General features: G+C 34.0%; 13 protein-coding genes, 1 pseudogene and 1 riboswitch. Of the genes and pseudogenes, 10 read left to right on the forward strand and 4 right to left on the reverse strand.

Annotation, left to right across the window (positions count from 1 at the left end; translation table 11 throughout):
* Together HCH28_RS07280 and HCH28_RS07285 are read right to left on the reverse strand one after the other, a co-directional pair.
* Positions 1–441, reverse strand: a 441-nt coding sequence (locus HCH28_RS07280) for a helix-turn-helix domain-containing protein (protein ID WP_221680428.1), incomplete at its 3' end; no start/stop codon positions are given.
* A gap of 182 nt (positions 442–623) precedes the next feature.
* Positions 624–818, reverse strand: a pseudogene (locus HCH28_RS07285) (response regulator transcription factor); the annotation flags it as partial.
* Positions 819–1,101: 283 nt separating this feature from the next.
* Between HCH28_RS07285 and papA the strand changes: the two are divergent.
* From papA to cobT, 6 genes are all read left to right on the forward strand, one after another.
* Complete coding sequence (papA, locus tag HCH28_RS07290) at positions 1,102–1,260, forward strand: freyrasin family ranthipeptide (RefSeq protein ID WP_156113266.1); 159 nt, start codon at positions 1,102–1,104, stop codon at positions 1,258–1,260.
* 82 nt (positions 1,261–1,342) lie between these two features.
* On the forward strand, positions 1,343–2,755 hold the full coding sequence (gene papB, locus HCH28_RS07295; RefSeq protein ID WP_221680430.1) for a PapB family radical SAM/SPASM ranthipeptide maturase: 1,413 nt from the start codon (positions 1,343–1,345) through the stop codon (positions 2,753–2,755).
* Entirely contained in the window at positions 2,739–3,602 is an 864-nt protein-coding gene (locus HCH28_RS07300) for an ATP-binding cassette domain-containing protein (protein ID WP_221680431.1), read from the forward strand. Before papB ends, HCH28_RS07300 begins: the two co-directional genes overlap by 17 nt.
* 676 nt (positions 3,603–4,278) lie before the next feature.
* Positions 4,279–5,541 (forward strand): ABC transporter A family member, encoded by a 1,263-nt coding sequence (locus tag HCH28_RS07305; protein WP_221680432.1) that lies wholly within the window; start codon positions 4,279–4,281, stop codon positions 5,539–5,541.
* A gap of 39 nt (positions 5,542–5,580) precedes the next feature.
* Positions 5,581–7,275: an ABC transporter ATP-binding protein gene (locus HCH28_RS07310; RefSeq protein WP_221680433.1), complete on the forward strand. Its 1,695-nt coding sequence runs from the start codon at positions 5,581–5,583 to the stop codon at positions 7,273–7,275.
* 96 nt (positions 7,276–7,371) lie between these two features.
* Positions 7,372–7,547, forward strand: a riboswitch (cobalamin riboswitch).
* A 92-nt stretch (positions 7,548–7,639) separates the two neighbouring features.
* The gene (cobT, locus tag HCH28_RS07315; protein WP_221680434.1) at positions 7,640–8,695 is read left to right on the forward strand and encodes a nicotinate-nucleotide--dimethylbenzimidazole phosphoribosyltransferase; all 1,056 of its coding nucleotides are present in this window, start codon (positions 7,640–7,642) and stop codon (positions 8,693–8,695) included.
* Between the two features lie 97 nt (positions 8,696–8,792).
* On the opposite strand, the gene HCH28_RS07320 is transcribed toward cobT, so the two are convergent.
* Positions 8,793–9,398: a trimeric intracellular cation channel family protein gene (locus HCH28_RS07320; RefSeq protein WP_221680435.1), complete on the reverse strand. Its 606-nt coding sequence runs from the start codon at positions 9,396–9,398 to the stop codon at positions 8,793–8,795.
* A gap of 341 nt (positions 9,399–9,739) precedes the next feature.
* Here HCH28_RS07320 and HCH28_RS07325 point away from each other — a divergent pair, with 341 nt between their 5' ends.
* The 3 genes from HCH28_RS07325 (at position 9,740) to glnA (ending at position 12,915) form a co-directional block, all read left to right on the forward strand.
* Positions 9,740–10,993: a methionine gamma-lyase family protein gene (locus HCH28_RS07325; protein WP_221680436.1), complete on the forward strand. Its 1,254-nt coding sequence runs from the start codon at positions 9,740–9,742 to the stop codon at positions 10,991–10,993.
* Between the two features lie 154 nt (positions 10,994–11,147).
* Positions 11,148–11,525, forward strand: coding sequence for a MerR family transcriptional regulator (locus tag HCH28_RS07330; protein WP_004225812.1), 378 nt, complete (start codon positions 11,148–11,150; stop codon positions 11,523–11,525).
* A gap of 55 nt (positions 11,526–11,580) precedes the next feature.
* Positions 11,581–12,915, forward strand: a complete 1,335-nt coding sequence (gene glnA, locus HCH28_RS07335) for a type I glutamate--ammonia ligase (RefSeq protein ID WP_004225810.1) — start codon at positions 11,581–11,583, stop codon at positions 12,913–12,915.
* 98 nt (positions 12,916–13,013) lie between these two features.
* Here glnA and HCH28_RS07340 read toward each other — a convergent pair whose 3' ends face one another.
* A complete protein-coding gene (locus HCH28_RS07340; protein WP_004225802.1) occupies positions 13,014–13,325 on the reverse strand; it encodes a CotD family spore coat protein in 312 nt (103 codons plus the stop codon).
* Positions 13,326–13,883: 558 nt separating this feature from the next.
* On the opposite strand from HCH28_RS07340, the gene HCH28_RS07345 reads away from it, so the two are divergent.
* Positions 13,884–14,894: an ABC transporter substrate-binding protein gene (locus HCH28_RS07345; protein ID WP_221680437.1), complete on the forward strand. Its 1,011-nt coding sequence runs from the start codon at positions 13,884–13,886 to the stop codon at positions 14,892–14,894.
* Positions 14,895–14,948 lie beyond the last annotated feature (54 nt).

Below are 14,948 nucleotides of genomic sequence, written 5' to 3' on the forward strand. Positions count from 1 at the left end.
CTGATAATTTTTCTGGTGCTTCAAACAGTACTCGACAATCTCAATACGTTCTTCAAAAGTTGTCTTTCTTCCTTCGGTCATAGCTTGACTCATTCCTTTACCTGAATCTTTTATTTCACTATGACTAGTATACTTTTTTACCCAGCTTTTTAAAACGGAGGTACTGCTAATCTCGTATTTCGCCAACACCTCCATCTGTGAATAATTTCGTTGAATGTAGTCCTCCACAGCCGCTAATTTTAACTCTTTTGAATAGAACTTACATGAAGTAGCTTCTTGTAATCCTTCACGTCCACCTGCCTCAAATTTCATTTTCCATCTATGAAAAGTTTGATGATCTATTGAAAACCTTTCACACAATTCATTGATAGAATAGTGACCTTCTTCGAACAATTGAAGGATATATAGTTTCAACTCGAGTGAATGTTTGCTTCGCCCCATAAAAAATACTCCCCTTAGATAAACAGATTTTATTTTTTCATCTGTCTACCTAATAGGGAGCATATCACTAAAATATGTTTGGTCTATTTTTTTGTTTTGTTCGTTCTAACTAACAGAGCAGTTTAATGGAGTCTCATATACAGGGATTTCTCCAAAATTAAATCTTTTATGAGAGGAAAAATTTATTTAATACTTAGTAAGCCTAGTTTAATAGCTGTTACAACAGCACCTAAACGAGTTTCTGCATTTAATTTGCGAATAATAGAAGATATATGATATTCCACTGTTCTCCTACTCATACCTAATTCTAAACTAATCTCATTATTGGTTTTGTCCTCAGCAATACGTTCTAAAATCTCATATTCTTTAGGTGTTAACTTTATCATATGTAATAATCCCCCCCATTTATTTTCAGAAGATATCGTATCAATAAATTCCATTTTATTCTATATTCTGGATAAAAAATATCGTTTAATCAAATGTAAATAGTGACAATTTTTCAAAAAAATAATTAAATTTCACTAAGGTTGCGGAAATTACGGATACCTTATTTGAGAAATTTTGTTAAATTTGAACTACAAAACAAATTAATATTTACATATTAATACCTAATAATTAATTGTTTTGTTGGAGTTATAAGGGATTTGAGGAGGTGAAAAAATGCTCAAGAGAATTAATCATGGTTTTAATAGTGCTAGCTCTAGATCTAAATGGTGTGTTTTTTGTGATGCAAAAGATTATTGCAATAAGTGTGATGCTATGGATTGGGGATGTGCTGGAGGCTGGGAAACTTGTTTTAGAAAAGATACAGACGGTTAAAACAAGTGCTTAATTTTTTATTTGGCAATGTAGAGTAAAATCATTATTTACTCTACATTGTATCAAGAAATGGGGGGTATTTATGATTGAATCTATGGAGAAAAAAATTAAAGTATCAAATTTTAAAGAGTTAGAAGTTAATCATAAAAAATATATTTATGTACCGAATACTAATGGTTTATTTGAAATAGATGATATTATTTATTCTATTATATCAAGTGACAATAAAAGCATAGTGGAAGTTTTTAATCAATTAAAAGATAAAATAGCTGAAAATGAATTTAATAATATTATTGAATCACTAATAGAAAATAGGATTATCAATGATACTACTGATAGAAATGCTGTTAACGAAGAAAATGTTAAAAACATAAGTGCACTCACATTAATGATGGTCCAAGAATGTAATTTACGATGTAAATATTGTTACGCTGGTGACGGAGAATATAACGAAAAAGGCAGGATGTCTATAATTACAGCAAAATCAGCAATAGACTATTTGCTAGAACAGTCAGGTGATCGTGATGATCTATCCATTGTATTTTTTGGGGGTGAACCTTTATTAAATTTTCCAGTAATTAAGCAAGTAGTAGAATATGCAAATCACAAAGTAAAATTACATAATAAAAAAATTGGCTTTAGTATGACATGTAATGGAACGCTAATAAATAAAGAAATCACAAAATTTATTTTAGACAATAACATCGCTGTTCAAGTAAGTGTTGATGGGACTAAAAGCGAGCATGACATAAATCGTTTTTACGGAAATAAAAAGGGAAGTTATGATGTTATTTTAAACAGAACAAAAGAATTAAGGGAGCAAAAACAACTAGGAGTTAGGGCAACCATTACTCCGAATAATGTTGATTTGGTAAATATATATGAGCATCTATTCGACTTGAATTTTAGGAGTATCTATGCTGCCCCAGCTATGCAGATGTTTACAGAAGATCAATTCATTGAATTGTCTAAAAGTTATGATGAATTAATTTGTTATTTCGAATATTTGGTAAATAAAAAAGAATATTATAAAGCAGTCAAACTCAATAATATAATGAAGAATTTAGAACGTATTCATATTGGACACGAATCAACATATTTTTGTGGTGCAGAGGTTAATTTTTTAGCAGTTGATATTAATGGTGATTTATATCCTTGTCATCGTTTTGTCAATAATAAAGAGTATAAACAAGGAAATATTTTTGAAGGAACATATTCCATTGCTAAGTCAAAATTTTTAGAAGAAGCACATGTTTCAAATAGATTAAATTGTAATAAATGCTGGGCAAAAAATTTATGTGGGGGTGGGTGTCACCATGAAAATTTAGAATCAACAGGTAAAGTAACGACACCACCTTTACATTATTGCATTTTAACTCAAAAGCAATTAGAAGCTACCTTGCATTTATATTTACGTTTATCAGATGAACAAAGAGAACTATTATTAGAAAAGAAAAATACAAGAGAGTTTGTTAAAAATGGAAATCAAAATTAAGAATTTAACAAAAATTTATAAAAATAAAAAGGTACTAGATAATGTCTCCTTAGAAATTCATAATGGTGTATTTGGTTTATTAGGGGAAAATGGAGCAGGAAAAACAACATTGATGGAAATAATCTCTACATTACTTCCATTTGATGACGGAGAAATTGAAGTTGCAGGGCTAAACGTAAAAAAAGAACCACTTAAGGTTTGTGAAATATTAGGTTATCTTCCACAGAAGTTCGATTTTTTCCCTAAGGTTACTTTAGAAGAGTCATTTGATTATTTATGTAAATTAAAAGGAATGAATAATAGCGCAAGCCGAAAACAGGAAATAAACTTAAGACTTCAAGAGGTGGGGCTATTAAGCGAACAAAAAAAATATATTCAAGAACTTTCGGGTGGTATGAAACAAAGATTTGGCATTGCTCAAGCTTTAATTGGTAATCCCAAAATAATACTTATTGATGAACCAACAGTAGGTTTAGATCCTCATGAGCGCATTTCCTTTAGAAATTTAATTACTCGGATTAGTCGAGATAAAATTATTCTGCTTTCAACCCATATTGTACAAGATATTGCTTCTACATGTAAAAATTTGATGGTGCTACAAAAAGGAAAAGTGAATTACTTAGGTAGTACAATAGACCTTATTAATAAAGTTCAAGGGAAGGTATGGCTTTATAATGTTTTAGATGATGAAATACCTCATGTGGATTTATTTGTATCTTTACAAGATAAAGGCAGCAGTATTGAGATTCGTTACATTGCAGATAGTCCGTTACAAGGAAGTATATCGACAGAGCCTACTCTAGAGGATGCATATATTTATATAAATAGAAAAGAGTTATCCATATGAGAGAATTACCTTTTTTAATAAACTTTGAATTAAAAAGACTCATAAAAAGTAGAGCTATTTCCGTCATTCTTATACTAATAATGTTGGTTCTTCCAATTATAATGAATAACTTAGACACTCAGGAAACTTTGATTGAAAAATGGTATGGAACACTTCAGTTACAAATGGTATTTTTACTTATTTTAATACCGAGTATGGTTTCTTATGTTTGGAAGGGGTATCTTCAATCTTTTGAAAGAGCAGTCATCCTACTAAAATTGACAAATAGATCGATGTATATAGTTGGAAAAATCGTAGCAGTTATTCTTTTTGTTTCAGTGTATCTATTTTTCTTCTACGTAGTTTTTTTTATCTTTTATGTAAATAAAGTTCCTATTAGCATTCTATTAATTACATTGTTTCAAGTCTTCCTTTCTATTTTCTACAGCATTACCTTTAGCTTTTTCATTTCCTTTTATTTGAAACGTACTGTATATCTACACATTTTACTAATAATATATTTGGTATTCAGCATTTATTTAAATTCTCCTTATTTTTCTATATGGTTTAATCCTGATTTTATACAACATCAAATGACTGACCTGCTATTTAATGTAAAGAGAGGTATTTTTCTAAGTATTGGCATACTATTTATGTTTGGAAATGTGTTGCTATTTAAAAGAAGGGTGAATGACAAATGAGAGATATCTTTTTATTTTGGTCGAAAGTGGTCTTACGAAGTGATTATTTGTTGACTTATTATGCTATCGTCATTCTATTATGTATCTCTCAGTATTTCTTTACAGTCAGTGATGCTCAAGCATTGATTCCTTTATATGGGATTTTCTCAAGTGTTTTAACGATTCAAATTATAACTTTGCATCAAAGGTATCATGTAGAGAAAATTTTAATGATTTCCCCAATATCGAATGGAAAGCTTTTATTATGGCAATGGGTTTTCAGCTTTATTTTGACCACCCCTGCAATTATGTTATTAGTTGGTTTTGTAAAGTTTGTATATGTAGAGACACCGATATATAAAATTCTCCTTATTGTTTTTGTTTTTCAGCTATTTACTATATCCATTCCATTTTTGATGGCAACAATTTTTAAAAATCAAGCAGTGTCTATAATTTTAATTGTCATCATTTATTTTTTATTAATGTTAATGCATGGTTATAGACTAGAAACGATTCAATATATAGCTCCTACTCTTAACTTTATGTATCCAGATTTCATTCATTACTTAAATGTTATAGGTGTTTTATCCGTTTGTTTGTGCTCTATATTGTTCGCGATTTTATTCAGCAGGAGGGCCACAAATAAAACGGAAAAGTGGATTGCTGGAATTATCACCAGTATGATGCTTTTCGTTCTATTAAGCTTACATTTTTATAATGGATATAAAGAAGAGGAACTGTTATATAAACCTTATCAAAATTATCAATATAACGGGCTTACTATCCAATACAAAGGTGTGAGTATAGAAAAAGTGAAGAATTATGCGAATGTTTATAAAGACATTATTCAAATAATGGAGAGCTTCGGTGTCAACAACATTCCGTATCACACGCTGAAAATAACGAGGGTTTTTAGCCTTCCAGATAACAATAGTTTAGAAAATATTATTAGTAGTTCTGGCAACATCATTGAAATACGCCCGTATTCTAATAAATTTTTTGAATTTAATTATGGCTATAATATTACAGAAGACATGATAAATACATTAATGGATGAACAGTGGGAAACCAAGGAACAAACTAATTGCTATGAGGTTTTAAAAAGAACAATTGAGCAAAAGGTTATATACACCAACAAAAGCATGCTCTTTAGTGAGGCGAAAAAGAAGTCAGTAGAAAACTTGTTCATAAGTAATGAAAAAGATCCGTATATGGAAAAGTTTCTACAAATATTACAAGAAGAACCGAAAAATGCTTATCTGTATATCAAAAGGTTATAAGAAAACCTTAACTAAATCAGGGAGACAGAGTATTATTTCATGAAAATATTAGGTGAGGTATTTAAATATACAAAGCCATACAAAGCAAAATTATTTCAAGTAAATATTTTGATGGGCATTTCAATGATTTTAAGTATAGTACACCCCCTTTTATTTGGTAAATTTATTGATTCTATAACAGTAAAAGATCTCAATTCCGCATTCATAATTATAGTGTTTATGGCTTTTTTGTTTCTTTTTAATTTATTTTTTAAAGTAATCCAAAAATATTATTTAACGAAATTTGCCTGCTATCTACAAATGGATATTAAGTTAAAGATAATAAAAAGAATCATGGCTATGGACATGGATGAGTATCAATTAAAAGCAAAAGGTGAACTGATGAATAAAATAGAAAATGATACAAAGGCATTTTCTGAAGTAGTATCAGAGTTTTTAAATATTGTTGTAGATTTTATCAGTATAATAATTGTGTTCGTAATATTGATAAATCTTAATTTTATTTTAGCTAGTATTTTATTCATTGCTTGTCCTTTAGCACTTATCATTTTTAAATATTATGGAAAAAAAATAAGGATGACGGATACTGCCATCAAAAAAGATTTAGATTCTTATTTAACCTATCTGGGAGAAATACTGTCATCATTTAAATTATTTAAGATATTTAATAATGAGATAAACGCCATAGATAACTATCAAAAGAGAATTACCTTATTATACAAAAATACTCTTGATAAAATGCGTTTAAGTATAAAATCAGGATCAATAATAGAATTATTAAACTTTACAAGTTATTTAATTATCCTTATTATAGGTGCCTACTTTATTTATAAAGGCAGCCTCACCTTAGGAGTATTAATAGCATTCACAACCTATGCCAATAACTTTAGTCAGTCATTTTTAAGATTTTCTCAACTAAATTCCTTTTTACAAGAAGCAATTGTGTCTGTAAATAGAGTAAAAAACTTAATGGGAGACAATAAATACAATATAAGGAAATTGATAGTATCAGACTATGTAAATTCATCGCATCATTTTAGAAAAGACAAAATAGTGTTACGGAATGTAAGCTTTACCTATACTAATGCATTATCTCCAGTTTTAGAAAATATAAATTTCCAAATACCTTTGAAGAAAATTGTATTGATTAAGGGAGAAAGCGGATCAGGTAAATCGACATTATTGAATATATTATCAGGTTTATACATTAATTATCAGGGTGAAATATTTCTATCCAATCAAAATATTAGATATATTCCTAATGATGTTTATAGAAAAAGGGTATGTTTGGTAACGCAAGAGCATTTTATAATGACAGGGACAATAAGGGGAAATTTGTTATTAGCAAAGCCGAATGCAACGGATGAAGAATTAATTCAAATTTGTAAAATGGTTAACATTTATTCATATATAGAAACGTTGGACTATAAATTTGAAACTCTTATTGGGCATAATGGGCTTGAATTATCTACTGGGCAACAGCAAAGACTTTCAATAGCAAGATCGCTTCTAAGAGATGCGGATATCTATTTGTTTGACGAGATTACTTCTGCGCTTGATAAAGACAACCAAATAAATATAGAAACATTACTTTTATATTTAAATAAAGAAAAACAAAAGACTGTTATATTGGTTACTCATCACCCTGTTTTAATAAGTGAAGTAGATAAAATATTTGAAGTTAATAACAATCAGGTGAACGAGAGGGATTCATTTGTTGTTACAAGCTCTTAATAAGCCTAAATTGTTTGAATAGCTGGTTGTACTAAGTTAACACTCAAAAAAATTTTTCCTCTTGACACTAAAAAAGTTGTAAAGTAGATTTAACATAATTACATAAAAGCAATAGGTGCCCACTTGGGAGAATAGGGAATAAAGTGAAAAGCTTTAGCGGACCCGCCACTGTATAAGGGAGTTTCATAGTGTATGCCACTAGCGAATTGCTGGGAAGGTACTATGAGGTGTTGAACTTGAGCCAGGAGACCTGCCTACATGCTTTAGAAGAGATAGATGATGGAAAAGTCTGTAGTTTATTTGTCATGACAATAAACTACAGATTTTTTATTTTGTCTCAATGAGAACGAGAGGAGAAATAATCATGCAATTATTACAAGATACGATTCAAAATATTCAAGGGGTTGATATGAAAAGTATGGAGCAGGCTAGAAAACGGATTGATGGGCTTTGTAAGCCCCCAGGTAGCTTGGGTAAACTAGAATCACTTGCTGTACAGCTCTCTGGGATAACAGGACACTTATATCCAATGGTCGACAAAAAGGTGATGATTGTTTGTGCTGCAGATCATGGTGTTTGCGAGGAAGGTGTAACCACGAATCCACAAGATGTGACGGTCTTTCAAACATTAAATTTTCCTAAGGGAGGTACAGGCGTTTGTGCGATTGCGGGCATTACCAATGCAAAGGTTGTCACAGTAGATGTTGGGGTAAAAGAAGATATTCCACTTGATGCAGGAGTCCTTATTCATAAAATTAAATACGGTACCGATAACATGGCACAAGGTCCAGCTATGGCCAAACAAGAAGCCATTCAATCGATAGAAGTAGGAATCCAGGTGGCCACTGAGGAAATCATAAAAGGTGCTGATGTACTTGGGACTGGAGAAATGGGCATCGGCAATACAACACCAAGTGCTGCGATATTAGCTGTTTTGACGGGATGCAAGCCTATCGAAGTAACGGGGTTTGGTGCAGGAGTAGGCCAAGGAGGCATTGCCTATAAAGCAGCAGTTATTGAAAAAGCAATTACCTTAAATAAGCCTAATCCAAATGATGTTATTGATGTTCTGGCTAAGGTTGGAGGATTAGAGATAGGGGCGATGACAGGCATTATACTTGGCGCTGCTGTCCATCGTAAACCTGTTGTCATTGATGGATTTATTTCAACTATTGCCGCGCTCATTGCTTATAAGCTAGAACCAAAAGTAAAAGATTATATTATTCCTTCCCATGCCTCAGAGGAACCAGGGGCTAAAATTGCCGCTGCATTACTAGGCATTGAACCGATGTTGCACATGAATATGCGTTTAGGCGAAGGTTCTGGAGCATCCTTAGCCTTTCCTATTTTAGATGCAGCTTGCTCGATGATGAAAAACATGGTGACTTTAGAAGAATCAATGCAGTTGTTAAAAAGGTAAGTTAAATGTCTCTTTTTTAATCATATAAGGAATGAAACATTAGCTAAAACAATAAAACAGCCAATGACTTAATTTTTGGTCATTGGCTGAATGGTGTTTATGCTCGATTTAATTTACGTAATGGCAAGCGCCACTTCATCATATAGGAAAAGATACGTAAAACTGTAATCACTGCGAATAAAATATAAAGGAAAATGTCCCCTGTAAAAACCTCGAAACCGATTAACAGTCCAGCAAGAGCTGCCCAAACTCCATAAACTTCATCACGGAGAACTAATGGTTTTCTTCTAGCTAATAAATCTCGTACAATACCACCACCTGAACCTGTCAAAACAGCAGCTACAATGACTGCGCTCACTGGCATATCAAGCTTGACAGCATAGAGTGCGCCTTGAATAGCGAATGCTGATAAGCCAATCGCATCTGTGAAGTTACCCCAACGATGCCAATGTTGAATCAGATGATGTGGAAAAATAAAGAATATCGTAATCGCAGCAAGCGCTATTTGAAACATCATATCCTGTCCCCAAAGTGTTGTGACAGGTAGTCCAATGAGTAAATTTCGAATAGCTCCTCCACCAAAAGCAGTCACAATACCAAGTATATATACACCGAATAAATCGTATTCTTCTTCCATGGCAATAATTGCCCCAGAAATAGCAAAGGCAATTGTTCCTATGATACTAAAAACCTCCCAAGCCATCCCTTTCACCCCTTCTATCAATAAATAAACTTTTTTAAAAGTTAAAAGACGTTTTACGTAACAGAATTTATGAATTTAATAGCCAAAATCGGTCATTAAATACGCTTCTTGAAATGAGTCCGCACATTAGCTTAGCGTAAAATCCTCTTAGAAACAATAGGCAAGTTTTACAGGTACACATACAAATTGATAAAATGTGATTAAAATAAAGAAAAACATTCGTCAAAAGCGTTCATATACCAGTAGTTGGTTAGGAAATTCTAGAGTGATTGAAGTCAATTTAGATAGTTAATAAATCTTACTGATTGAAATGCGAGACATTGTGAAATGGAGAAGAAAGAATGACGTTTACATCAAATTTATCAATAGAAACGCTATCGTTAGCGGCAAAAGTAGAGAAGCAAGTTCGGCCTTATCATGCCAAGGTAGAAGAAATGGCATTCTACAATCAGCAGAAGGTGCTAGCAGCTTTCAGAAAGCATCAAGTAAGTGATTATCATTTACATCCATCAAACGGCTATGGCTATGATGATGAGGGACGGGATAATCTAGAGCGTGTTTATGCGGAAGTATTTGGTGCAGAGGCAGCCATAGTCCGACCACAAATTATTTCAGGCACACATGCAATCACGCTTAGTCTATTCGGTGTTTTACGTCCTGGTGATGAGCTGCTTTATATTTCTGGTCAGCCATATGATACATTGCAATCCATTGTCGATGGTGGTGATAAAGATACAGGTTCACTAAAAGATTATAAAATCGGTTATCGACATGTGGATTTACTAGATAACCAGGCCATTGATTGGGTAGGTGTAGAAGCGGCCATTACAGCACAAACCAAAATGATCGCGATTCAACGTTCAAAAGGCTATGCAACACGTCCATCCTTTACAATTGAAGAAATTGCAGCTATGTGTGTAAAGGTACGTAAAATAGCCCCGAAAGCTGTTATTTTTGTAGATAACTGCTATGGCGAGTTTGTAGAGGCGCAGGAACCTACAGAGGTCGGTGCTGACTTAATGGCAGGCTCGCTCATTAAAAATCCAGGTGGAGGCTTGGCTAAAATTGGTGGCTATATTGCTGGCCGCGCAGATTTAGTGGAGAAATGTGCCTATCGTATGACATCTCCAGGTATTGGAGCAGAAGCGGGGGCCACATTAAATACACTAGGTGATTTTTATCAAGGATTTTTCCTGGCACCACATGTTGTATCGCAAGCACTAAAAGGGGCGATATTTACAGCTGCAATGCTTGAGGAAATTGGCATGAGCACTTCTCCAAGCTATGATGCGAAGCGTACAGATTTAATTCAATCAGTATCATTCCAAACAGCACAGCAAATGATTGACTTTTGTCGGGAAATACAAGCGAACTCACCGATAAATGCCCATTATGCTCCTGAACCAGCCTATATGCCAGGCTATGAAGATGATGTCATTATGGCGGCGGGGACATTTATTCAAGGGTCTAGCATTGAGCTAACAGCGGATGGCCCAATACGACCGCCATATACAGCATTTATCCAGGGCGGACTAACATATGAACACGTTAAATTTGCAATTTGCAGTGCGGTTCAAGCCATTCAAAAAGCATAACAAGACAATAGATAAAGCCTAAATATGAATAGTTTTTTACAATTTTTAATCTGATTGAAAAAAATAGTGCCAACCATGTTAGATAACCTTACATGGTTGGTTGACAGTAAAAAAATTTCGTTATATGATAAGCGGGTATTGGAGGAGGACTTAAATGAGTCGTGAAATTAGACGAACTATGCCGTTATTATCGATGAGTATCGTGATGCAATTAACAGAGCTTTCGGCAAGACAAATTCGTTATTATGAAGAACACCATTTAATTGAGCCGCACCGAACAGAAGGCAATCGACGTATGTTTTCACTAAATGACGTCGATACATTGCTTGAGGTTAAAGACTACTTAGAACAGGGTATGAATATGGCGAAGATTAAAAAAATATTTGCTAAAAAGAAAAATCCTGTTGCGACAACTGATGAGCAAGACTTAAGTGATTCAGAATTACGACAAATTATGCGCGAAGAAATGCGTCAAGCACAGCGCATGCAAAAATCGTCCATCCGAAGAGGGGATTTATCTCGATTCTATTAATAAATAGGGTAGGGTAAACATAAAAGCTAGACAAATTATAGGAGTGTGGAAAACTGTGGGTAAATACACAAAAGAGGACATTAAACGTCTCATCGAAGAAAAAAACGTAAGCTTTATTCGTTTACAATTTACAGATATTCTTGGCACTATCAAAAATGTTGAGATTCCTGTAAGTCAATTAGACAAAGCACTTGAAAATAAAATGATGTTTGATGGCTCATCTATTGAAGGTTTCGTTCGAATCGAAGAATCTGATATGTATTTATATCCTGATCTTGATACTTTCGTAGTATTCCCTTGGACTTCTGAAAAAGGGAAAGTAGCACGTTTTATCTGTGATGTATACACTGCGAAAGGCGAACCGTTTGCTGGTGACCCACGTAACAACCTAAAACGAATTCTTAAAAAAATGGAAGAAATGGGCTTCTCAAGCTTTAATTTAGGGCCTGAGCCAGAGTTCTTCTTATTCAAATTAGATGCAAAAGGCGAACCAACCTTAGAAGTAAATGACCATGGTGGTTATTTCGATTTAGCGCCAACAGATCTTGGTGAAAATTGCCGTCGTGATATCGTGTTAGAGCTAGAAGAAATGGGCTTTGAAATTGAAGCATCACACCATGAGGTAGCTCCAGGACAACACGAAATCGACTTTAAATATGCGGATGCTGTTACTGCGTGTGATAACATCCAAACATTCAAATTAGTGGTTAAAACAATCGCTCGTAAACATGGCTTACACGCTACATTTATGCCAAAACCACTATTTGGTGAAGCAGGCTCTGGTATGCACTTTAACGTGTCGCTATTTAAAGGTAAAGAAAATGCATTTTATGATGAATCTACAGAATTAGGTCTTTCTGAAACAGCTATGCAATTCATGGCGGGTGTTCTTGCACACGTACAAGGTTTCACAGCTGTAACAAACCCAACAGTTAACTCTTATAAACGTCTAGTACCAGGTTATGAAGCACCATGTTATGTAGCATGGTCTGCACAAAACCGTTCACCATTAATTCGTATTCCATCTGCGCGTGGCCTTTCAACTCGTGTTGAAGTACGTTCTGTAGACCCTTCTGCAAACCCATATTTAGCGATGGCTGTTATTTTAGAAGCAGGTCTTGAAGGTATTCGTCAAAGCCTAACTCCACCTGCTGCTATTAACCGCAACATCTATGTGATGTCGGAAGAAGAGCGTCAAGCAAATGGTATTGAAAACCTACCTGCAGCACTTGATGATGCACTAACATTACTTGCTAAAGATCAAGTAGCACAGGAAGCACTAGGTGAGCATATTTATGCAAACTTTAAAGAAGCAAAAGAAATCGAGTTCGATATGTACCGTACAACTGTTCATCAGTGGGAACGCGATCAATATTTAAAAATGTATTAATCATAAAGATACCGAGTCCCTGATAAAGGTGACTCGGTTTTTTTCTGAACATATTAGGAACGATGGGGTCATATGACAACCCCATCGTTATTTTAGTATTAGCGCATATGTTTATGATGGTGTGGCATAGGCATATGGCAAGGGTTAGGTGGCATACCGCACATTGTATGTGTTTCACAGCATTCATTCACGACAGATTCTGTGCATGGGAAATAGTACTGATGATCAATCATATGTTTGTTGACTGTTGTAACATGTGCAGGTTGTACGTGTGGAACAACCGTATGGATATAATTTGTGCGTACATATTGCTCTGGTGGTAAAAATTGTGGTGGATCATATTGCATTGGCATCATTTGTGGCGGACAGCAGTGTGGACCTTTTGCCGGATGGCGTCTTCGTTGAAACATGTTATTACCTCCTGTTTTGATAAGTTGTAGTTCATTATTAAGATATGAGATATACGTCGATAGGGTCTATTTATTTGCCTATTAATGCATAGGTAAATCTAACAAGTAACTAAAATAGTAGAAAATCTATAATCAATTTGCCTACGTCTTTGAGTGAAATGAAAGCATGACATATTGTTGAAAAAAGATGATGTCAACGGCAGGAAAAGCAATTTTGCGGGCGAGGCGTTTTCCGTTCCATCATTGTCCTTTCCAAAGGGCGATGATCCTCCCCTCAATCATGCTGCAAAACTTCTTTCATACTAACAGTAGTGAACAAAATAGCACATATTTTCGAAGTGAAAAGTAAAAGCCTCTAACAACCATCCACTTGCTTTTTTTTCAACGCGATGAATAGGTTTTTTAAATAACGTTCTTCCTAGCGGCATAATGTAAAATAAATTTTTATTGAAAAAGTATGTTTTTTGAAAAAATAGATATTGTCAATAAAACAATCGTACAGTATACTCTTTAATTGATAATGATTATCGTTGTCGATTATTTCTTAGGAGGAAATGTATGCCAAAATTATCACTGCAGAAAAAGAACTTTTTTGTACTGTTCACACTACTATTAACCTTCGCGTTATTATTAGTTGGGTGTGGGGAGAAAACATCGAACTCCAGTAGTTCACAAGAGAACGACAAAGCAGAAGAAAGTAACACAGAATCAAAATCTTCTAGTCGTGAGATTACACATGCAATGGGTACTACAACGATTGAAGGCACACCTACAAAAATCGTTACACTATATCAAGGCGCAACAGATGTTGCAGTAGCTATGGGCATTAAGCCAGTTGGGGTAGTAGAATCTTGGGCTGAAGCGCCTGTTTATAATTATATGAAGAATGAGCTTGATGGCGTTGCAATTGTAGGACAAGAAACACAACCAAACCTTGAAGAAATTGCAAAGCTTAAACCAGATTTAATTATTGCTTCTAAAGTACGTCATGAAGAAATTTATGATCAGTTATCGCAGATTGCTCCAACAGTTGCTCATGAAACAGTTTTCGATTTCAAAGGAACAGCTGAAATGATGGGTCAAGCAATGAATCAAGAAGATAAGGTGAAAGAATTACTTGGCGATTGGGATACGCGAGTAGCTGATTTCCAAACAAAAATCAAAGAGAAGCTTGGCGATAAATGGCCATTCCATGTTTCTGTTGTCAACTTCAGAGCAGACCATGCTCGTATTTATGTGACAGGTTATGCGGGTTCTATTTTATCTGAGCTTGGATTCCAAGGTCCTAAAAATTTAACAGATGATTCTTTAGAAATTGTGAAGCTAACGGACAAGGAAAGTATTACCCAAATGAATGCTGATGTTATTTATATGTTTATGGAAAATGATGAGACAGTGAAAAAAACTTATGAAGATTGGACAAACCATCCACTTTGGAAAGAGCTTGACGCAGTGAAAGCGAATCAAGTTTATCAGGTAGATGAAATCAATTGGAATCTAGCAGGTGGTATTACTAGTGCTAATTTAATGTTAGATGATATTTATGACAAGTTTGAATTAGAAAAATAGTGAATGAAGGATGGGCTGTTAAAAGTGTTAGAGAATACTTGAATAACAGCCCTC

Origin of the sequence: Lysinibacillus sp. K60, from assembly GCF_019731275.1 — a bacterium.
Lineage (GTDB): Bacteria > Bacillota > Bacilli > Bacillales_A > Planococcaceae > Lysinibacillus > Lysinibacillus capsici.

Coding starts and splice junctions, on each gene's coding strand:
- papA (WP_156113266.1), top strand. CDS start 1,102: ATGCTCAAGAGAATTAATCATGGTTTTAATAGTGCTAGCTCTAGATCT.
- papB (WP_221680430.1), top strand. CDS start 1,343: ATGATTGAATCTATGGAGAAAAAAATTAAAGTATCAAATTTTAAAGAG.
- HCH28_RS07300 (WP_221680431.1), top strand. CDS start 2,739: ATGGAAATCAAAATTAAGAATTTAACAAAAATTTATAAAAATAAAAAG.
- HCH28_RS07305 (WP_221680432.1), top strand. CDS start 4,279: ATGAGAGATATCTTTTTATTTTGGTCGAAAGTGGTCTTACGAAGTGAT.
- HCH28_RS07310 (WP_221680433.1), top strand. CDS start 5,581: ATGAAAATATTAGGTGAGGTATTTAAATATACAAAGCCATACAAAGCA.
- cobT (WP_221680434.1), top strand. CDS start 7,640: ATGCAATTATTACAAGATACGATTCAAAATATTCAAGGGGTTGATATG.
- HCH28_RS07320 (WP_221680435.1), bottom strand. CDS start 9,398: ATGGCTTGGGAGGTTTTTAGTATCATAGGAACAATTGCCTTTGCTATT.
- HCH28_RS07325 (WP_221680436.1), top strand. CDS start 9,740: ATGACGTTTACATCAAATTTATCAATAGAAACGCTATCGTTAGCGGCA.
- HCH28_RS07330 (WP_004225812.1), top strand. CDS start 11,148: ATGAGTCGTGAAATTAGACGAACTATGCCGTTATTATCGATGAGTATC.
- HCH28_RS07340 (WP_004225802.1), bottom strand. CDS start 13,325: ATGTTTCAACGAAGACGCCATCCGGCAAAAGGTCCACACTGCTGTCCG.
- HCH28_RS07345 (WP_221680437.1), top strand. CDS start 13,884: ATGCCAAAATTATCACTGCAGAAAAAGAACTTTTTTGTACTGTTCACA.